This is a genomic window from Saccharopolyspora indica (genome assembly GCF_027853965.1).
In the GTDB taxonomy this organism is placed as follows: Bacteria; Actinomycetota; Actinomycetes; order Mycobacteriales; family Pseudonocardiaceae; genus Saccharopolyspora; species Saccharopolyspora indica.
Genome location: NZ_JAQGLB010000027.1, coordinates 17,470 through 36,767 on the forward strand (window position 1 = coordinate 17,470; position 19,298 = coordinate 36,767).

General features: G+C 72.1%; 14 protein-coding genes. 5 read left to right on the forward strand and 9 right to left on the reverse strand.

The annotated features are described in order from the left end of the window. Positions 1-6: 6 nt before the first annotated feature. A complete protein-coding gene (locus tag OU416_RS35870; protein WP_270931532.1) occupies positions 7-1,422 on the forward strand; it encodes an MFS transporter in 1,416 nt (471 codons plus the stop codon). Positions 1,423-1,510: 88 nt separating this feature from the next. Beyond that, positions 1,511-3,793 carry a M20/M25/M40 family metallo-hydrolase gene (locus OU416_RS35875; RefSeq protein ID WP_270931533.1) on the forward strand — a complete coding sequence of 761 codons (2,283 nt, stop codon included), beginning with the start codon at positions 1,511-1,513 and terminating at the stop codon, positions 3,791-3,793. On the opposite strand, the gene OU416_RS35880 is transcribed toward OU416_RS35875, so the two are convergent. From OU416_RS35880 to OU416_RS35910, 7 genes are all read right to left on the reverse strand, one after another. Next, a complete protein-coding gene (locus tag OU416_RS35880; RefSeq protein WP_270931534.1) occupies positions 3,781-5,073 on the reverse strand; it encodes an MFS transporter in 1,293 nt (430 codons plus the stop codon). The two genes, OU416_RS35875 and OU416_RS35880, sit on opposite strands and share 13 nt — an antisense overlap. An 11-nt stretch (positions 5,074-5,084) precedes the next feature. Next, positions 5,085-7,775 (reverse strand): family 78 glycoside hydrolase catalytic domain, encoded by a 2,691-nt coding sequence (locus tag OU416_RS35885; protein WP_270931535.1) that lies wholly within the window; start codon positions 7,773-7,775, stop codon positions 5,085-5,087. 148 nt (positions 7,776-7,923) lie between these two features. Then, entirely contained in the window at positions 7,924-8,973 is a 1,050-nt protein-coding gene (locus tag OU416_RS35890) for a Gfo/Idh/MocA family protein (protein ID WP_270931536.1), read from the reverse strand. 135 nt (positions 8,974-9,108) lie between these two features. Beyond that, complete coding sequence (locus OU416_RS35895; RefSeq protein ID WP_270931537.1) at positions 9,109-9,804, reverse strand: response regulator; 696 nt, start codon at positions 9,802-9,804, stop codon at positions 9,109-9,111. Between the two features lie 37 nt (positions 9,805-9,841). Continuing rightward, positions 9,842-11,074, reverse strand: coding sequence for a sensor histidine kinase (locus tag OU416_RS35900; protein ID WP_270931538.1), 1,233 nt, complete (start codon positions 11,072-11,074; stop codon positions 9,842-9,844). A gap of 156 nt (positions 11,075-11,230) precedes the next feature. Continuing rightward, positions 11,231-11,860: an MBL fold metallo-hydrolase gene (locus tag OU416_RS35905; RefSeq protein ID WP_270931539.1), complete on the reverse strand. Its 630-nt coding sequence runs from the start codon at positions 11,858-11,860 to the stop codon at positions 11,231-11,233. Then, complete coding sequence (locus OU416_RS35910; RefSeq protein WP_270931540.1) at positions 11,860-12,939, reverse strand: S-(hydroxymethyl)mycothiol dehydrogenase; 1,080 nt, start codon at positions 12,937-12,939, stop codon at positions 11,860-11,862. Before OU416_RS35910 ends, OU416_RS35905 begins: the two co-directional genes overlap by 1 nt. Before the next feature lie 145 nt (positions 12,940-13,084). Here OU416_RS35910 and OU416_RS35915 point away from each other — a divergent pair, with 145 nt between their 5' ends. Beyond that, positions 13,085-13,933 (forward strand): SAM-dependent methyltransferase, encoded by an 849-nt coding sequence (locus OU416_RS35915; protein ID WP_270931541.1) that lies wholly within the window; start codon positions 13,085-13,087, stop codon positions 13,931-13,933. Here the strand turns inward: OU416_RS35915 and OU416_RS35920 are convergent. Further along, positions 13,920-15,077, reverse strand: coding sequence for an MFS transporter (locus OU416_RS35920; RefSeq protein ID WP_270931542.1), 1,158 nt, complete (start codon positions 15,075-15,077; stop codon positions 13,920-13,922). The genes OU416_RS35915 and OU416_RS35920 overlap by 14 nt on opposite strands. Before the next feature lie 184 nt (positions 15,078-15,261). On the opposite strand from OU416_RS35920, the gene OU416_RS35925 reads away from it, so the two are divergent. Both OU416_RS35925 and OU416_RS35930 read left to right on the forward strand, forming a co-directional pair. Further along, the gene (locus tag OU416_RS35925) at positions 15,262-16,725 is read left to right on the forward strand and encodes an amidase (RefSeq protein WP_270931543.1); all 1,464 of its coding nucleotides are present in this window, start codon (positions 15,262-15,264) and stop codon (positions 16,723-16,725) included. 196 nt (positions 16,726-16,921) lie between these two features. Continuing rightward, positions 16,922-17,680 carry an SDR family NAD(P)-dependent oxidoreductase gene (locus OU416_RS35930; protein ID WP_270931544.1) on the forward strand — a complete coding sequence of 253 codons (759 nt, stop codon included), beginning with the start codon at positions 16,922-16,924 and terminating at the stop codon, positions 17,678-17,680. Positions 17,681-17,912: 232 nt separating this feature from the next. Here the strand turns inward: OU416_RS35930 and OU416_RS35935 are convergent, their stop codons facing one another. Further along, positions 17,913-19,106 carry an acyl-CoA dehydrogenase family protein gene (locus OU416_RS35935; protein ID WP_270931545.1) on the reverse strand — a complete coding sequence of 398 codons (1,194 nt, stop codon included), beginning with the start codon at positions 19,104-19,106 and terminating at the stop codon, positions 17,913-17,915. Positions 19,107-19,298: the final 192 nt, after the last annotated feature.

Sequence of the window (19,298 nt, forward strand, 5' to 3'; positions counted from 1 at the left end):
GGCGCCATGAGTGAGTCGACGCGCGACCGAGTGGTTTCGCGCAACACCGGGACCGCAGACGGCAGGACGCTCCTCGTCCTGCTCGGCGCGGTGTTCATGGCACTGCTGGACTCGACGATCGTCAACGTCGCGACCCCGGCGATCCGCGCGGATCTGGGCACCAGCGGATCGGCCTTGCAGTGGATCGTTTCGGGCTACACGATCGCCTATGCCGCGTTGCTGATCACCGGAGCTCGGCTCGGGGCCCGATTCGGCTTCCGGTCCGTGTTCCTGTGCGGGCTGATCGTCTTCACGGTCGCGTCGCTGGCCTGCGGCCTCGCGCCGGGCGCTGGTGCGCTGATCGGCGCCCGCGTCGTGCAGGGCATCGGCGCGGCGCTGCTGATGCCGCAGATCTACAGCATGATCCAGCTCCGCTTCGCGGGTGCCCGCCGGGCGCGGGCGCTGAGCCTGTACGCGGCGGTGATCGGCCTGGGCGTGGTGGTCGGTCAGGTCGCCGGTGGGCTGCTGGTGAGCGCCGACCTGTTCGGTGCGGGCTGGCGGCCGGTGTTCCTGATCAACGTGCCCGCCGGGCTGGTGCTCGTGGTGCTCGGCAGGCGAGTGCTGCCCTCCGGCAGGCCATCGGTGGTCAAGGGCGTGGATCCGGTGGGGCTGGTGACGTTGACCGCGGCGTTGCTGTGCCTGGTCGTTCCGCTGGTGTTGGGGCACGAGCAGCGCTGGCCGGCCTGGACGTGGGGTTCGCTGGCCGCATCGGCGGTTCTGGTCGGCGTGTTCGTGCTGGTCGAACGCGGCGTGGCGCGGCGGTGTGGGGCGCCTCTGGTGTCCGGCCGGGTGCTGCGGGCGCCCGGCCTGGTGCCCGGTGCGATCGCCCTCTTCTGCGCGATGAGCGGCTACGCCGGGTTCCTGTTCTCGTTCTCCCAGCACCTGCAGTCGGGGCTCGGTGAATCCGCGACCCGCACCGGGCTGATCTTCGCCCCGCTGGCGATCGGCGTGGCGATCGGGAGCTTGACCTGGCAGCAGGTGCCTGCCCGGTGGCACCGGGCGATGATCAGCGGTGCGTGCCTGGTCGCAGCCGCCGGGTACTTCGGCATCGGCCTCGTCGCGCACCCCGGCGGGGCCGGGCTCCCGGTGCTGCAGCTGGTCTGCGGCCTGGGCATGGGCTACCTCACCAGTCCCCTGCTGACCGTCGCGGTGTCGCGGGTCGAGCCCGCCGACGCCGCGGACGCCAGCGGCGTGCTGACGACCGCCTCGCAGATCGCGCAGGTCGTCGGCGTCGCCGCTTATGGCAGCGTCTACCTCGCCGGTGCCGGGCCCCAGCTCGCAGCGGACCTGTCCGCAGGCGCCGTCCAGCAGACCACGACGTTGGTCTCGATCGGCGTGCTCGCCGGCGCACTCGCGGTGCTCAGGTTGCCGCGAAGCACCTGAGCTCTCCGGGCCCCTGCGGACAACCGCAGGGCAACTGTGCAGCGCACCGCATTACGCAACGCTCGCCGCGCCCGTAGCTTTCCCCGCTGTGAACGGAAAGTCGATCAGCACGCGGTTCCGGGTGCCCGGGGTCCTGGCCGTGCTAGCAGTGCTCGTGGTGACGGTGTTCGGCGCGGCGAGCGTCCAGCAGCCCGACCGGGACGCCCCGGCCGGGGAGTTCAGCGCCGAGCGGGCCATCGCCGAGCTGCGCGGGTTCGCGACCGAACCGCGGCCGATGGGCAGCGCGGCCGCCGACCGGGCCCGGGACCACCTGGTCGGGCGGCTGCGCGCGGCAGGGCTCCAGGTCGAGGTCCAGAGCTCGCTGGGCGCCTACGCCGCCACCGGGCTGGCGACCTTCGGCCAGGTCGACAACGTGGTGGCCACGCTGCCCGGCACCGCGTCGACGGGAGCGGTCCTGCTCGCCGCCCACTACGACTCGGCGGGGGTCGGCCCCGGGGCTTCCGATGACGGTGCCTCGGTGGCGGCGATGCTGGAGACCGTGCGGGCGCTGCGGGAGAGCGGGCCGCTGCGCAACGACCTCGTGCTGCTGATCACCGACGGCGAGGAGGACGGCTCGCTCGGGGCGGGCGCCTTCGCCCGGGAGCACCCGCTGGCCGCTCGCGGCGGGGTGGTGCTGAACTGGGAGGCGCGCGGTGTCGACGGCCCGTCGCTGATGTTCGAGACCACCGAGGACAACGCGCGCCTGATCGAGGTGTTCGCCGATTCCGTCGAGCACCCGCGCGGTGACTCCTCGATGGTCGAGATGTACCGGTTGATGCCCAACAGCACCGACTTCACCGACCTGGCCGCTGCCGGGTTCGCCGGCCTCAACTCGGCCTACCTCGAAGGCTCGTCGCGGTACCACACCGCGAGCGACACGATCGCCAACCTCAACCCCGGCAGCCTCCAGCACCAGGGCGAGAACATGCTCGCGCTGACCCGCGCCTTCGGCGGCGCCGACCTCGCGGACCTGCGCGCGGACCACGACCTGGTCTACTTCCGCGCGCTCGGCCTGCTGATCACCTACCCCGACGCGGTGGTCCTGCCGCTGGCCCTGCTGAACGCGTTGCTGCTGGTGGGCGCCGTGGTGCTGGCGCGGTACCGGCGCCTGATCTCGCTGCCGCGGACGCTGCTGAGCGCGCTGTCCGCGCTGGTCCCGATCGCCGTGGCGGTCGTGCTCGCGCAGGAGCTGTGGTCGCTGCTGGTCGCGGTGCGGCCCGACTACGACCTGATGAACGGCCTGCTGCACCGGCCGCTGGCCTTCCTGCTCGCGCTCGCAGCGCTCACCGGGACCGCGCTGATCGCCTGGTACCTGGCGCTCCGCACCCGGCTCGGCCCCACCGCACTCGCCCTCGGGGCGCTGACCTGGCCCACGGCCGCGGGCATCGCGTGCGCTTTCCTCGCTCCCGGCGCCGCGTTCGTCTTCACCGTGCCCGCGCTGGCCGGGGCACTCGGCCTCCTGCTGGCGATGTTCTTCCCCAGGTGGTCAGCCATCGCGATCGCCGCCGCTGCCGCGGTGGCCGCGGTGGTGGTTCCCGTGGTGGCGCGCACCGTCTTCAACGGCATGGGCCTGGCGCTGGGCGGGGCGACCGCGGCGCTGATCGTCCTCTTCGGACTCTTCCTGGTTCCGTTGGGAGAGACCTTGTTGCCCGACCGCGCGCTGTCCCGCCGGTCGGCCGTCCTGGCGGTGTCCACGGCGCTCGGCGCAACGATCGCGCTCGTCCTGAGTGGACTCGCCATCGACCGGTTCGACGCGCAGCACCCGCGCCGGTCCCACCTCGCTTACGTGCTGGACGCCGACACCCGCACCGCCAGCTGGGTCAGCGCCGAGGCGGAGCCCACCGAGTGGACCGCGCAGTTCGTCGGCACCCGGAACACCGATGCGCTCCCGCCCGGATATGCGCGGGGTGAGCTGTGGACCGGCCCGGCGCAGCCGCTCGCCGTCGACGGGCCGCTCGTGACCGGAACCCGCACCGGGGACACCGCGAACCTGCACGTGTCCTCCGCCCGCGGCGCGCGATCGGTGGTGCTGCGCGTGGACCAGCCGATCACCGAGGTCACGGCGCGGATGCCCGGCGGCGCTCCCGTCGCGCTCCAGGTGTCGGGCACCCGGACCGCGACCTGGCCCGGCGAGATCCGCTTCCGCGATCTGCCGCCGGAGGGCGTCGAGATCTCCTTGCGCACGCGCGGTGGCCAGGTCCAGGTGACGGCGATCGACGAGACCCGCGGTCTCGCCGCGGCGCCCGGATTCCGGCCGAGACCGGCCGACCTCGAGGCCGGGACCCGCGAGGACGGCGACCTCGTCGCGGTCGCCCGCACCTACCGGTTCTGACGTCCCGCCGGTGGTGGCTCACGCCGGAGCCGGGCCACCACCGGCACGTCCTCCAGCTCGCGCGCCTTCGGCAGCCGCGGCACCCAGAACAGGCCGATCGCGTTCGCGACCGCGGTGAGGGCGAACAGCAGCCAGAACAGCAGCGCCGGATCGGCCAGTGCGATCGCGGGCGTGACGAACGCGGCGAGGGCCGCGACCACGCGGGCGAAGGCGATCGTGAGCCCGCCGGCCGTCGTGCGCAGCAGCGTCGGGATCAGCTCCTGCGACCACACCTTGTAGATGCCCTCACCGCAGAAGGCGTTGCCGAGCCCCGAGAGCAGCAGCACGGCGACCAGGGTGAACCGGTTCGCCCCGAACAGCGCGGGAAGCGCCCAGGCGACGAGGATCAACGCGGAGCCACCCGCGAACCAGGCGTACCGCGCCGGCCGGTCGACCACCCGCATGAACACCAGACCGGCCAGGAAGCCGACCGGCAGGCCGAGCAGGCTCAGCCGGGAGTACTCCGCGACACCGCCGCCCGTGAGGTTGGTCCACAGGAAGGTGCCGAAGCTGCCCATCGTGGACGCGCCGAGGTTCCAGGTGGCGTAGTACAAACCCAGCGCGACGACCGAGAACACCACGGGAGCGCGGAAGAGCTGGCCGACGCGGCTGAACCGGATCTCTCCCGCCTCACCGGGTGCGTCCGCCGCGCGCCGCGCCGCGACCCACTCGGCGGACTCGCCCAGCGCGAAGCGCAGCACGAGCACGACGATCGCCACCACCAGCAGGTGCGCGAACATGATGCGCCCGCCGAGCACACCCCACGAGCCGACCACCGCGCTGAGGCCCATCGCGGCGACGATGCCCCCGATCCACAGGATGTTGGAGAAGATGACCATCTTCCCCTTGTGCCCGTCGGGCGATTCCTCGTTGATCAGCGCCAGCGAGGCGGCGAGATCGGCACCTATCGCCAGCCCCACGGCGACGACACCGACGTGCAGCAGCCAGAGCGGCGACGCGACGATCAGCAGTGCGATGCCCGCGGCGTAGAGCAGCAGCGACAGGGTGAACACCCGGCGACGACCGAACAGATCGCCGAGCCGACCGCCGCACAGCGCACCGAGGGCGAACATCAGCGTCTGCAACCCGAGAAGCGCACCGACGGCCCCCACGTCGAGGACCTCGGCGTAAGAACCACCGAGCACGATGCCGGAGGTGACCAGCGCCCCGGCGTCGAGGTAGGAGGCCATGCCCGCGAGCGCAGCGACCTTCCAGGTGCGGCCGGGAAGTTGCCGAGACATCGGTACTCCTCTCAGGCTGGTGCGGCGCGATCTCCTCCGGTCACGACCGGCAGCCGCAGCACGTGCCGCCCACCCGGAACCGACGTCTCCGGGTGGCCCGGTAGCCGCACCGCCGCGGTCGCGGTCTCCGGCACCTCGACCTCCAGCTCCCACGTCCCGTCCGAACGCCGCCACTCGACGGCGGCGCGGCCGCGGGAAGTCGTGTGGGCGGTGCGGGCCCACTCCACGCGGTCGTCGAGGACCGGCGCTATGTCGAAGGTCGCCCACCCGGGGCTGGTCGGGCGCAGGCCGCCGACCGCCTGCTGGATCCAGGCGGCAGCAGCGCCCAGGAAGTAGTGGTTGTGCGAGCGCGCGGTCTCGTCCCACGACTCCATCAGCGTGGCGGCTCCCGCATCCCGCCACACCCCCCAGCCCGGCCGGTCCCGCCGGGTGGCCACGGTGATGGCGAGGTCGGGACGGCCGTGCGCCGCGAGCACCGGCAGCAGGTGCTTCGCCGCCACCGCACCGCAGTCCAGGTGGCCCGCCGTCCGGTGCTCGACGTCGGCGAACAGGCCTTCGGCAACGGCGGCGACGTGCTCGGCCGGGACCGCGCCGAACGCCAGCGGCAGCACGTTCACGGCTTGCCGGTAGCCGACGTCCGGAACCCGGTAGGTACCGGTTCCCGCATCGAAGAACCGCTGGTGGTAGGCGGTGGCCACGGCGTTCGAGGCCGCCCGGTAGCGCTCCGCTCCGGACTCGCCCAGCACGTCGAGGACGTCGGCGCACCGGCTCACCACGTGCCGCAGCATCATCGTCGCGGTCGGCATCGGGCCCTCCGGCGCGAAGTGGTGACCCGGGGACAGCCAGTCGCCCCAGCTGTGGTGCGGCCACACCCCGTCCGGTGCGAGGTCGAGCAGTCGATCGGCGTAGGTGCGGATCGGGTCCGCGTAGCGCTCGAGAACCGCCCGGTCGCCGTACTCCTGGTAGAGGTACCAGGGGATCAGCACCATCGAGGCGCTCCACGCCGGATCCGCCGCCCGGCCCCAGTCCGGGGTGGGCACGATCTGCGGAACCACGCCGTGCTCGTCGCGCGCGTCGACGTGGTCGTCCAGCCACTTCCCGAACGACTCGCGCAGGTCCAGGTGGTGCAGCACGGCTTCGGCGGCCAGGTGGGCGTCGGCGGTCCAGCCGTTCTTCTCGTACACCGGGGTGTCGGTGGGCACGCCGTGCAGGTTGTTGCGGAAAGTCCGGGCGGTGGCGCCGACGATCCAGGTCAGGAGGTCGTCCGCGCACTCGAACTCACCGACGCGCGCCACCGGTGTCTCCAGCCTGACCGCGCGGGCCGCGGTCACCACCGCCCGCCCCAGGACCTGCACACCGGCGTACCGGAAGCCCTTGTAGCTGAACCGCGGCTCCCAGGTGGCCTCGGTTCCGCTGTCGGCCAGGACGAAGCGGTCGACCTGGGTCCCTCCAGCGGCCAGCGGGTTCCGGCAGCGCACAGCACCGTCGGCAGCGAGCTGCTCGGCGTACCGGACGACGATCTCCGCACCTGCCTCACCCACCGCGGAGAGGCGGAGCCGCCCGGCGAGCACCTCCCCGAAGTCGTGGACGACCACCCCGTCCTGCGAGGTGCTCGACACCGGCGCGAGCAGCTCGGTGCAGCGCACCGGAGGTGCGGTCGCCGGTTTCAGCACCCCGCCCGGCGGCGCCACGACCAGCACCGGTTCCCACTTCGCGCCACGTGCACGCCCCGGATCGGTCGTCTCGCCCACGTAGAGCAGGTCCGACGTCACCGCGCCCTCGGCCGCTTCCCAATCCGCGCCCGAGGCGACGACGTGCCGTTCCCCCGCCCCGTCGACGTAGTCCAGCTGCGCCAGCACCACCGGTTCGCGGTGCCAGCGGGCGAAGTTCCACCCCCAGGTGTTCGCCCCTCTCGCGGCGTAGAAGCCGCGGCCCGTTTCCGCGGTCAGCGTGTTCTGCCCGGCGCGCAGCAGCGCGGTCACGTCGTAGGTGCGGTGCAGGACGGTGCGGTCGTACGTCGTCTGCGCGGGTTCCAGCACGTCGCCGGTCACCTCTCGACCGTTGAGCCGGAATTCCCCGTACCCCAGACCGACCGCGCTCAGCTCGGCCTTCCGCACCTCGCCGGGCACCTCGAACGAGGTGCGGAACACCGGGTTGGGCGCGGGAACCGTCTCGACGCCGATGGCCCGAACTCCCGGCTCGGGGACGCCGTCGCGCACGGCCGACCCCACGACCGGGAGCGGCGACACCCCGTCGTCGACCCCGGACGGGACGGGCTCGGCCAGCGTGGACCATCCGAGACGACCCACCACGGCCCGGACCCGCAGGAGGTACTCCCCGGGACCGAGGACCTCGGGGAGTTCGACGAAGTGGGCGAAGCGGTCCCAGCGCACGATGCCCCGCTCGACGACCTGGTCGGCCAGCGCGGTGCCATCGGCGCCGCACAGCTCCAGCCGTCCGCGCACCGCCGTTCCGGGATCGCTGGCCAGGTCGAGGCCCACCGCGGTGAACGGCCCCGGCGCGGTGAACGTCTGCCCCAGCCAGTGCCCCGGTTCCACCCAGGCCACGTGGTCCGACGTCAACGACCGCACGATCCGGTGAGCCGGGTCGGTGCGCTTGCCGATCCACTGCGCCGACCACCGGCGCAACGCCGGAGGTACCAGCGGTGGCAGGAACTCCGGAACCGCGCTGCCAACGTTCACCCCGTCCTCCTCTTCGAGCGGCGGAGGGAATGTGCCCGAGCAGGACCATGCCCGGAATCACCGGGCGCGTACAGCCCCAGTACGAGTGATGCCCCGTCAGCGCGGCGAAAGCACCTGGTGGACGGCGACTTCCCGCCAGATCAGCGGCTCACAGCAGGCGCTCGACGGTGATCTCGGCGACCGAGCGGTGGGCCGCGGAGATGATGTCCAGCGCCGCCACCGCGTCCGCCGGGTCGACCGGTGGCGGCGCGCCGTCGCGCAGCGAGCGGACCACTCCGTCGTAGAACGCCAGGTAGTCGCCCCGTTCGCTGGGCACGCGGCGGACGTCGTCACCGACGCCGAGCACGCCCCAGTCCTCCTCCGGTTCGCGGCCCCAGGTCTCGTCCACCGGACGGCGGCCTGCGCGCAGCTCCGCCTCCTGCGGGTCGAGGCCGTACTTGGTGAACGCGGCGCTCTCGCCCAGCACCCGGAAGCGCGGGCCCTGCTGAGCCGCCACCTTGCTCATCCACAGGTGCGAGCGGACCCCGTTGACGTGCGACAGCGCCAGGTAGGAGTCGTCGTCGGCCCGCACGCCCGGCCGCCGGCGGTCGATCTCCGCGTACACCGCCGCGACCGGCCCGAACAGCTGCAGGGCCTGGTCGATCAGGTGGCTGCCCAGGTCGTAGAGGATGCCCGCGACGTCCTCCGCACCGCCGGAGTCGCGCCAGGTCGGCTTCGGCGTCGGCGACCAGCGCTCGAACCTCGACTCGAAGCGGTGCACCCGGCCCAGCTCGCCGTCCTCGATGAGCTTGGCCACGGTGCGCACGTCGTTGTCCCAGCGGCGGTTCTGGAAGACCGTCAGCAGCAACCCCTTGGACTCGGCGTGCTCGATCAGCCGCCGCCCCTCCACCGCGGTCGGCGTGAACGGCTTGTCCACCACCACCGGCAGCCCGGCGTCCAGCGCCGCGGTGGCCAGCTCGGCGTGCGTCCGATTCGGACTCGCCACCACCACGAGGTCGAGATCCCCGGCCAGCAACGCGTCCATGTCGTCGACGACGGCGGCATCGGGGTGCTCGGCGCGCACCTGCTGCTGCCGCTCGGGGTTCGCGGTGACCACCGCGGACAACCGCAGCGACGGGTGCGCGGCGATCAGCGGAGCGTGGAAGATCGCGCCCCCGACGCCGTAGCCGACGAGACCGACTCGCAGTGCAGAACTCATGTCCCCATTAGACCCCGCCCCCGGCTCCCCGGCCTCAGGCCGGGGTGGCCCGCCGTGCGCCCCGACACGCCCGGGCACGGGGCGATTCGGGCGATTTCAATGGAAATCGCACGTCCGAGTTCCGTTGAAATCGCGTCAGGCCGAGGCCTGGCGGAGGTTGTTGTTGTCCTGCCCCGGGCAGACCAGGCCGGTTTCGTAGGCGGTGATCACGAGTTGCGTCCGCGAGCTCAGGTGCAGCTTCTGCATCACGTGGTACAGGTGCGATTTCACGGTCAGCTCGGCCAGGCCGAGGTTGCGCGCGATCTCGGCGTTCGAGCCGCCCCTGGCCACCTCCAGCAGCACGTCCAGCTCCCGCTCGGTCAGCACGCCCAGCTCGCTGCGCGCGTCGCGCACGCCGAGCGCGGCGAAGCGCCGCAGCAGCCGCTTGGTGACGCGCGGGGCCAGCAGCGCTTCTCCCGCCGCGACCGTGCGGACCGCTTTGACCAGGTCCTCCGGGGTGGCGTCCTTGAGCAGGAACCCGCTGGCACCGGCGCGCAGCGCGGCGTAGACGTACTCGTCCAGGTCGTGGACGGTCAGCATGATCACCGCGGTCGTGCCGCCGGTCTCGGCGATGATGTCCGCGGCGGCGCTGATGCCGTCCTTGCCGGGCATGCGCACGTCCATCAGCACCACGTCGGGACGGCGCCGGCGCACCGCGGCCAGCGCCGCGTCGCCGTCGGCCGCTTCGGCCAGCACCCGCAGGCCCGGCTCGTTCGACAGCAGCGCCACCAGTCCCGCGCGGATCATCGCTTGGTCATCGACCACCAGGACAGTCGTGTCCTCTGTTTCCACGCGGGGCCTCCTTGCTCCGGGCCGGCCCAGTTCCGATTCAGGCCAGGTCCGAATTTTCCGCGCACGGTAGCACGGCTTCAAGGTGAAATCCGTTCAAAACCGGATGCGCGGTCAATGTTCCGCCCAGCAGCGCAACGCGTTCCCGCAGACCGATCAGCCCATGTCCGGAGAAATGGGACACCGGCGGTACCTCCCCGGCGCCGAGGTGGTTGGTCACCTCGATCCGCAGCGCGCTCGCCCCGTAGTCCAGCACCACCCGGGCCCGCCCGGACCCCGCGTGCTTGAGCACGTTGGTCATCGCCTCCTGCACGATCCGGTAGGCGGTCACCTCGACCCCGGAACCGAGCTCGCGGATCTGGCCGCGCCGCTCGAACCGCCACTCCACCTGGCCGCCCCGCACCGAGTGGACCAGCGCGTCCACCCCGTCCAGCCCCGGCGTCGGCTGCCAGTCCATCGGGTCCTGCCCCGCGGCGTTGCGGTCGCGCAGCGCGTTGAGCAGGTTGCGCATCTCCCCCAGCGCGCCGCGCGAGCTCTGCTCCAGCTCCTGCAACGTCTGCCGCGCGTGCTCCTGGTCGCGGTCGATGAGCGCCCGCGCGACACCGGCGCGCAGCGCCACCACCGACAGGTTGTGCGAGACGATGTCGTGGAACTCCCGGGCGATGCGCGCCCGCTCGACGGCCGCCGCGTCCGCGGCCAGCTGATCGCGCGCTTCGTCCAGCATCGTCAGCGTCTGCTCCAGCTGCGCCGCGCGCCGCCTGCCGACCTGCATCGCGCGCGCCCAGCCGATCACCATCACCAGGTTGACCACGCCGCCGGTGATCCGCAGGAAGCTCTCCACCGGCGTCAGCTCGTAGACGATCATCTGGGTGACCGGGAAGATCATCGCGAGCGAGGCGGCCACCACCGACACCGCCAGCGAACCGCGCACGCAGACCGAGTAGATCGCGATCAGGATCGCCAGGTTCAGGCCGCCGATGTAGAGCTCGAGCAGCGTGAGCGCGACGGTGACCACCAGCATGACCAGCAGCACCGTCCACGGCATCCGCCGCCGCAGCACCAGCATCGCGGTGGCGGGCACGCTCACCAGCAGCGGCCACCACCAGTCCATCCACGGCGGGTGCTCGCCGATGGACAGGTCGAAGCCGTGCGCCACCGACAGCACCAGCACGAAGCCGATGTCGCCGAGCACCGCGCGGTGCGCCACGAGCCAGGGCCACGCGCCCGCTCCCGAACCGGCCGCCGCGGTGCGGCCCAGCGCATGATCGACCATCGGACCTGCCTCACGCGATGTGCGGATCGGCTCGCGGCGCCAACCGTGAGCGGGCCCGGTCGCCGCTCACGGACAAGATCGTGCGCACTGCACCGCGCAGCTTCATCCGCCGAAAGTGGTAACCGGGAACCCTACCCCGCGCTCGGGCCGCGACGATCAGTAACCGCGCGCGACCCACTCGTCGAACTGCGACCGCACGGCGCCGATCGTGCTGCTCTCCCCGTGCCCGGGCCGCACCTCGGTGTCCGCGGGCAGCGGCAGCAACCGGTCCCGGATGGACTCGGTGATGGTGCCGAAGTCCGAATAGGACCGCCCGGTCGCGCCGGGCCCGCCGGCGAACAGCGTGTCGCCGGTGAACACCACGCCCAGCTCCGGCGAGTGCAGGCACACCGCGCCCGGCGCGTGCCCCGGCGTGTGCAGCACCCGCAGGCCGATCCCGCCGACCTCGACGACCTGACCGTCGGCCAGCTCCCCGTCCGGCTCGCGCTCCGGGTGGGTCAGGCGCCACAGCACCATGTCGTCGGGGTGCAGCAGGATCGGCGCGCCGACCGCCTCGGCCAGCTCCGGTGCCCGGCGCACGTGGTCGTCGTGGGCGTGCGTGCACAGCACGGCCCGCACCTCGCGGTCGCCGACCAGCGCGCGGATGGCCTCGACGTCGTGCGGCGCGTCGATGACCACGCACTCGGCGTCGTCGCCGACCACCCAGGCGTTGTTGTCGACGTCGAAGGTCTGGCCGTCCAGCGAGAACGTGCCCGAGGTCGTCGTGTGGTCGATGCGCGCGGCCATCAGAAGACCACCACCGAGCGCAGCACCTCGCCGCGCTCCATCCGCGCGAAGGCCTCCTCCACCCCGTCCAGCGCGATCTCCTCGCTGACGAACTTCTCCAGCGGCAGCCTGCCCTGCTGGTGCATCTCCACCAGCGCCGGGAAGTCGCGCTCCGGCAGGCAGTCGCCGTACCAGCTGGACTTCACCGCGCCACCGCGGCCGAACACGTCCAGCAGCGGCAGCTCCAGCTTCATCTCCGGCGTGGGCACGCCGACCAGCACCACCGTGCCCGCCAGGTCCCGCGCGTAGAAGGCCTGCTGGAACGTCTCGGGCCTGCCGACCGCGTCGATCACCAGGTCGGCGCCGAAACCGCCGGTGAGCTCCCGGATCGCCTCGACCGCGTCGGTCTCGGCGGCGTTGACCACGTGCGTGGCGCCGAACTGCCGCGCCCAGTCCAGCTTCTTCGGGTCGCGGTCCACCGCGATGATCCGGCGAGCCCCGGCCAGCGCCGCTCCGGCGATCGCGCCGTCGCCGACACCGCCGCACCCGATCACCGCCACCGAGTCGCCCGGCCCGGCGCCGCCGGTGTTGACCGCCGCGCCGATCCCGGCCATCACGCCGCAGCCGAGCAGCCCGGCCACCGCCGGGCGGGCCGACGGGTCCACCTTGGTGCACTGCCCGGCGTGCACCAGCGTCTTCTCCGCGAACGCGCCGATGCCCAGGGCCGCCGACAGCGGTTCGCCGTCCAGCGTCATCGGCTGCGCCGCGTTGTGGGTGGCGAAGCAGTACTGCGGCCGACCTCGCTTGCACGCCCGGCACGTGCCGCACACCGCGCGCCAGTTCAGCACCACGAAGTCACCGGGCCGCACGTCCTCGACGCCCTCGCCGACCTGCTCCACCACACCGGCCGCCTCGTGGCCGAGCAGGAACGGGAACTCGTCGCTGATACCGCCTTCGCGGTAGTGCAGGTCCGTGTGGCACACGCCGCAGGCCTGCACCCGGACCACCGCCTCACCGGGGCCGGGATCCGGGACGTCGATGGTCACCACTTCGACGGGCCTGCCCTTGCCTGTCGCCACCACCGCGCGGACGTCGGTCACGAGCACCTCCTGGGAGAACGCGAGTCACGAGGAGCCCATCGTGATATGCGCGCACGACGATGGGCAAGAGCGGCGCGCGAGCAGTCGATGAACACGCTGCGTTGATGGTTGACTACTGTACGATTCCAGCGAGAAGGGGGAGTTCATGGTCGAAACGCGCAAGTCGCCGCCGCGCGAGATGGACATCGTCCGTCCCGCCGCCGCCCGGATCTACGACGCTTTCCTGGGCGGAGGGCACAACTTCGGCGTGGAGCGCGGCTTCGCGGAGCGCATCGAACAGGTGCTGCCCGGCATCGGCGCCTGCTACCAGGAGAACCGCGCCTTCCTGCGCCGGACCGTGGAGTTCCTGCTGGCCCGCGGGGTGCACCAGTTCCTCGACCTGGGTTCCGGCATCCCCACCATCGGACACCTGCACGAGGTGGCGCGGCGGCGCACCCGCGACTTCCGGGTGCTGTACGTGGACAACGAGCCGCTGACCGTCGCGCACAGCAAACCGCTGCTGGCCGCCGAGCCGCGCGCCGACATCCTGCAGGCCGACTGCCGCGAACCGGAAGCGATCTTCCGCTCGCCGGAGGCCCGGCAGCTGCTCGACCTGCGCCGGCCCGTCGGGCTGCTGATGGCCTCGGTGCTGCACTTCATCCCGGACTCCGACGATCCGCTCGGCCTGGTGGAGACCTACCGGGACGCCCTCGCGCCGGGCAGCCACCTGGTGATCTCGCACGTGACCGGCACGAACGCGCCGGAGGCGGTGCAGGTGCTGACCGACTTCTACGCCGAGACCTCCGATCCGCTGCACCCGCGGGAGACCAGCTGGATCGACAAGCTGTTCGGCGACTTCGAGATCCTGCCCCCGGGCACCACCAACCTCGCGGACTGGCGCCCCGACCCCGGCCGCCCGACCTCTGCCGCCGACCGGTACCGGCTGCTCTACGGCGGAGTGGCCCGCAAGCCGGCCGACGCCCGCATCCCGCTCCAGCCGGTCAGCGGCGGATGAACAGCAGCAGGACGCCCGCGACGATCGCCGCCGCACCCGCCGCCAGCCAGGCCCCGTCCAGCCCGGCGTGCTCGGCGAGCAGGCCGAACAGCAGCGGTCCCAGGCTGCCGCCCAGGTAGATGCCGGTCTGGGTGAACGAGGTGGCGCTGGCGACCCGGTCCGGGGCGATCTTGGCGACGGCGAAGTTCAGCAGTCCCGGCCAGGCCCAGCCCGCGCCGAAGCCGATGGACACCCCGATCAGGAACGCCACCGTCGAGTGCACGGCCATCAGGCCGAAGCCGATCGAACCGATCAGCAGCATCCCGGAGATGACCCGCACCAGGTTCGGGTTCCGCCGGTCGGCGACCACTCCCGCGCCCAGCCTGATCAGCAGTCCGGTCACTGAGCCCAACGACAGCACCAGCCCGGCCGCCGACGGGCTGAACCCGACCTCGACCGCCGTGGTGGTGACGAACGCGCCGAGCGCGTTGGCCGCGGCCGACCCGAGGCCGCCGGAGATCGCCAGCAGCAGGAGCGCGCTCCGCCGCGGGCCGGACCCACCGCCCGCAGCGCTCGCCGACCTCGTGCGCTCGGCTTCCGGCAGCCGGGGCACCGCCGCCGCGGCGACCAGGCCGATCGCACCGGCGATCACGAACACCCAGCGCCAGCCGACGGTCAGCGCCACCGCGGGCACCGCCACACCGGCCAGCAGCGTGGCGGCCGGGATCGAGGACTGCTTGACGCCGAAGCCCATGCCCCGCCGGTGAACCGGGATGCCTTGCGCGATGAGCAGGTTCGAGGCGGGTTGCGCCAGCGAGTTGGGCAGCCCCGCCAGCCACAGCCCCGCCAGCAGCCAGGCCGCGTTGGGCGCGGCGGCCATCCCGAACAGGCAAGCCGAGCTGCCCAGCGCGCCGACCCGCATGCCCAGCCGGGAGCCGATCCGCTCGACCAGCCAGCCCATCGTCCGCGACGACAGCGAGGCGACGCCGAAGAACCCGGCCGCGCCGACGCCGAGCAGCGCCGCGCCGAAGCCGAACTCCTGCTGCAGCTGCACGCCGAGACCGCCGACGAGGAACACCGGGAACACCCCGACGGTGACCACCGCGGCCACCGACGAGAGCACCCGCGTCGTCCCGACTGTCCGCTGCTGCCCGGCGGCTGCCACTGCGCCCTCCTCGGCTCCGAGCGGTGTCTGGTCGTCCCAGCGTGGAAACCCGAATGGTTTTTAGCAACGCTAACGTGACGTACGCCTCTGCTCCACCGCTGCGGCCGGCGGGCGGTTGACGTGCGACCCCGCCTGGCGGAAAGGTCGAAAGGGACGGCCCGAACAGCACACAGGAGGACGCAGCGTGTCGGTAGCGCCCGGATCCGGACTGCCCGCATCGAAGATCCCCGGGCTGGTGCTGCTCGACGCGGTCGAACTGTCCTGGCTGATCTCCCGGCGCGAGGTCAGCTGCGTCGAGGTCATGCAGACCTACCTCGCGCACATCGACCGGTTCAACCCGCAGGTCAACGCGATCGTCTCCCGCCGCGACGAAGCGGAGCTGCTCGACGAGGCGCGGCGGCGCGACCAGGAGCTCGACCGCGGCGAGCACCGCGGCTGGATGCACGGCTTCCCGATCGCGGTCAAGGACCTCTCCGACGCCGCGGGACTGCCCACCACGATGGGCTCGCCGCTGTTCGCCGACTCGATCGCCGACCGCGACGAGCTGCACGTGCGGCGGATGCGCGAAGCGGGCGCGATCGTGATCGGCAAGACCAACGTCCCCGAGTTCGGCCTCGGCTCGCACACCTTCAACCCGGTGTTCGGCACGACGCGCAACCCCTACGACACCGCGCGCAGCGCGGGCGGCAGCAGCGGCGGTGCCGGAGCGGCGCTGGCGCTGCGGATGCTGCCGGTGGCCGACGGCAGCGACTTCATGGGCTCGCTGCGCAACCCGGCCGCCTGGAACAACATCGTGTCGCTGCGGCCCAGCTTCGGGCGCATCCCGGTCGAGGGCTTCCTCAGCTCGCCGTCGGTGGTCGGCCCGATGGCGCGCACGGTGCGGGACCTGGCGATGCTGCTGTCCACGATGGCCGGTCCCGATGAACGGGCGCCGCTGAGCATCGAGCAGGACCCGGAGCTGTTCGCCGGCCGGCTGGAGCACGACTTCGACGGCGTGCGGATCGGCTGGGTCGGCGACTTCGACGGTCACCTGCCCACCGAGCCGGGGCTGCTGGAGCTGTGCGCCGAATCCTTCGCCGCCTTCGGCGAGATCGGCTGCGCGGTCGAGCCGGTCGCCAAGCCGCTCCCGGTCGAGCAGGCGTGGGAGACGTTCCTGCTGTGGCGGTCGTGGACCGTCGGGCGCAAGCACGCCGAGCTCTACGACGACCCGGCCGAGCGCGCGCTGCTCAAACCCGAGCTGATCTTCGAGATCGAGAACTACCACCGGCTCCAGGTGCCCGACATCAGCCGCGCGCTGACCGGCCGCGACGAGTGGCACGCCGCGGTGTCGGCGCTGTTCGACGAGTACGACTTCCTGCTCGCGCCGAGCGCGCAGGTGTTCCCGTTCGACGCCGAGCAGCGCTGGCCGCAGGAGATCGGCGGCCGCTCGATGGACACCTACCACCGCTGGATGGAGGCGGTGGCCCCGTGGACGCTGTCCGGGCACCCGGTCGCCAACCTCCCGGTCGGCTGCAACGCGGCGGGCCTGCCGATGGGAGTCCAGCTGATCGGCCGCAACCACGCGGAGTGGCCGCTCCTCCAGCTGGCCCACGCCTACGAGCGGGCCACCGACTGGCCCCACCGGATCCTCCCCCCGCTCCTCCGCTGACCCCACCGCCACCCGGGCACTGGTCAATTTCGTACGAAATTGACCGCCACCCGGGTGAACGTCAATTTCGTACGAAATTGACGCCGCGCCGGGTGACGCGGGGATGCCTGGCCCCGGCGGGCGATCGCTGGTTCACTTCGCCTGGGCGCGGCGGCACAATCGCGGCGGGATCACGACGTGCGGAAAGGCGGGACGGATGGGCAACGACGTCTTCTCGTTGCAGGACAAGGTCGCTCTGGTCACCGGTGGCGGCCAGGGCATCGGGCTGGAGATCGCCAAGGCCCTGCGCACCGCGGGTGCGCAGGTGGTGATCGCCGAGATCAACCCGGCGACCGGGCAGGCGGCCGCCGAGGCCGTCGGGGGCGAGTTCCGGCAGGTCGACGTCACCGATTCGGCGGCGGTGGCCGGAATGGTCGAGCGCGTGGTGGCCGAGCACGGCCGGATCGACGTCTCGGTGCACAACGCGGGCACCGTGCGCAACGAGCCCGCGGAGTCCACTTCGGACGAATCGTGGCGACGCGTGCTGGGGCTGAACCTGGACGCGGTGTTCTGGTGCTGCCGCGAGGTCGGCCGCGCGATGCTGGCGCAGGGCTCGGGGTCGATCATCAACATCGCCTCGATGTCCGGGCTTATCTCCAACCACCCGCAGCCGCAGGCGCACTACAACACCTCGAAGGCCGCGGTGATCATGCTGACCAAGTCGCTGGCCGGCGAGTGGAGCGGCCGCGGCGTGCGGGTCAACTCCATCTCCCCCGGCTACACCGGAACGGACCTGCTCAAGGGCGTCCAGGACACCCAGCCCGAGTGGTACGCCCAGTGGCTGGCGCAGACGCCGATGGGCCGGGTCGCCGAACCGCGCGAGATCGGCCCGCTGGCGGTGTTCCTGGCCTCCGAGGCCAGCAGCTTCGTCACCGGGAGCAACATGGTCGTGGACGGCGGTTTCACCGTCTGGTGACACCCGATCCCGTTGCCCCACGCGATTTCCATTGAAATCGACCATCAGATTTCAATGGAAATCGCATCCACCACCGGCGTGTCGGACACCCGACACACCGGTGGTGCGTCGGGGTCTGCGCGATTTCAATGGAAATCGGACGTCCGACTTCCATTGAAATCGCGTCAACCCCGCGACCGACGGTGCGCAGTCCTCCGCAACTCGCACCGTCGTGCGGACCGGTCTGGAAACCTCAGCCGCGGAAGGCGTTGAGGCCGGTGAGGGCCTGGCCGATGGTGAGGGCGTGCATCTCGCCGGTTCCCTCGTAGGTCAGCACCGACTCCAGGTTCGTCATGTGCCGGATCACCGGGTACTCCAGGGAGATCCCGTTCGCGCCGAGGATGGTGCGCGCGGTGCGGGCGACCTCCATCGCTCCGCGCACGTTGTCCAGCTTGCCGAAGCTGACCTGCTGCGGGATGAGCTGCCCGGCGTCCTTGCGGCGGCCGAGGTGCAGGGCGAGGAGCCTGCCGTTCTGCACCCGCACCGCCATGTCGGCGAGCTTGCTCTGGGTGAGCTGGAAGCCGCCGATCGGCCGGCCGAACTGCTCGCGGGTCGTCGCGTAGTCCAGCGCCGCCTCCAGGCAGCTGCGGCCCGCGCCGACCGCGCCCCACACGATGCCGTAGCGCGCCTCGTTGAGGCAGGACAGCGGGCCGCGCAGGCCGGTGACCTCCGGCAGCACCGCGTCGGCGGGCAGCCGGACGTCGTCGAGCACCAGCTCGCTGGTCACCGAGGCGCGCAGGGACAGCTTGTGCTTGATCTCCGGCGCGGAGAAGCCCGGCGTGTCGGTCGGGACGACGAAGCCGCGCACGCCCTCGTCGGTCTTGGCCCACACCACGGCCACCGCGGCGATGCTGCCGTTGGTGATCCACATCTTCCGGCCGTTGAGCACCCAGTCGGAGCCGTCGCGGCGCGCCGAGGTGAGCATCGAGGCCGGGTCGGAGCCGTGGTCGGGCTCGGTCAGGCCGAAGCAGCCGATCGCCTCGCCCGCCGCCATCCGCGGCAGCCAGTGCTGCTTGTGCTCCTCCGAACCCCAGCGCCAGATGGCGAACATGGCCAGCGAGCCCTGCACCGACACCAGCGAGCGCAGCCCGGAGTCGCAGGCCTCCAGCTCCTCGCAGGCGATGCCGTAGTCCACTGCGGACAGTCCGGCGCAGCCGTAGCCCTCCAGGTGCATGCCCAGCACGCCGAGCTTGCCCAGCTCCCGCGCCAGCTCGCGGGCCTGCGGGAACTCCCCGCGCTCGTACCACTCCGCGACGTGCGGCTGCACGTGGTCGCGGCACAGCGCGCGCACGCTGTCGCGGATCGCCAGCTGCTCCGCGGTGAATTCGGCGTCGATCCCGAGCGGATCGCGCGGGTCGAACGCAGGACGCTTGCCACCGGCACTCATTGCTGGTTCCTCCAATGTGGTTGATTTCCGGGCCGCAGCCGCGACGCGCACCGCAACAACAGCACGAGCTGCCGCAAGCGCGCAGCGCTTAACCCACCCCCGCAGCTTGCACCGCCGCGGGTTCTCAGAAGCTTCCTGGCGAGGACGGCCCCTCCGCCGTGTATCGGACATACATCAGGAGGGACACCCGCA

What these genes read in the sequence shown, in the direction of transcription:
- OU416_RS35905 (WP_270931539.1), bottom strand. Translation starts at nt 11,860, where the DNA reads ATGGCCGCGCGCATCGACCACACGACGACCTCGGGCACGTTCTCGCTG.
- OU416_RS35915 (WP_270931541.1), top strand. Translation starts at nt 13,085, where the DNA reads ATGGTCGAAACGCGCAAGTCGCCGCCGCGCGAGATGGACATCGTCCGT.
- OU416_RS35890 (WP_270931536.1), bottom strand. Translation starts at nt 8,973, where the DNA reads ATGAGTTCTGCACTGCGAGTCGGTCTCGTCGGCTACGGCGTCGGGGGC.
- OU416_RS35935 (WP_270931545.1), bottom strand. Translation starts at nt 19,106, where the DNA reads ATGAGTGCCGGTGGCAAGCGTCCTGCGTTCGACCCGCGCGATCCGCTC.
- OU416_RS35900 (WP_270931538.1), bottom strand. Translation starts at nt 11,074, where the DNA reads ATGGTCGATCATGCGCTGGGCCGCACCGCGGCGGCCGGTTCGGGAGCG.
- OU416_RS35880 (WP_270931534.1), bottom strand. Translation starts at nt 5,073, where the DNA reads ATGTCTCGGCAACTTCCCGGCCGCACCTGGAAGGTCGCTGCGCTCGCG.
- OU416_RS35930 (WP_270931544.1), top strand. Translation starts at nt 16,922, where the DNA reads ATGGGCAACGACGTCTTCTCGTTGCAGGACAAGGTCGCTCTGGTCACC.
- OU416_RS35870 (WP_270931532.1), top strand. Translation starts at nt 7, where the DNA reads ATGAGTGAGTCGACGCGCGACCGAGTGGTTTCGCGCAACACCGGGACC.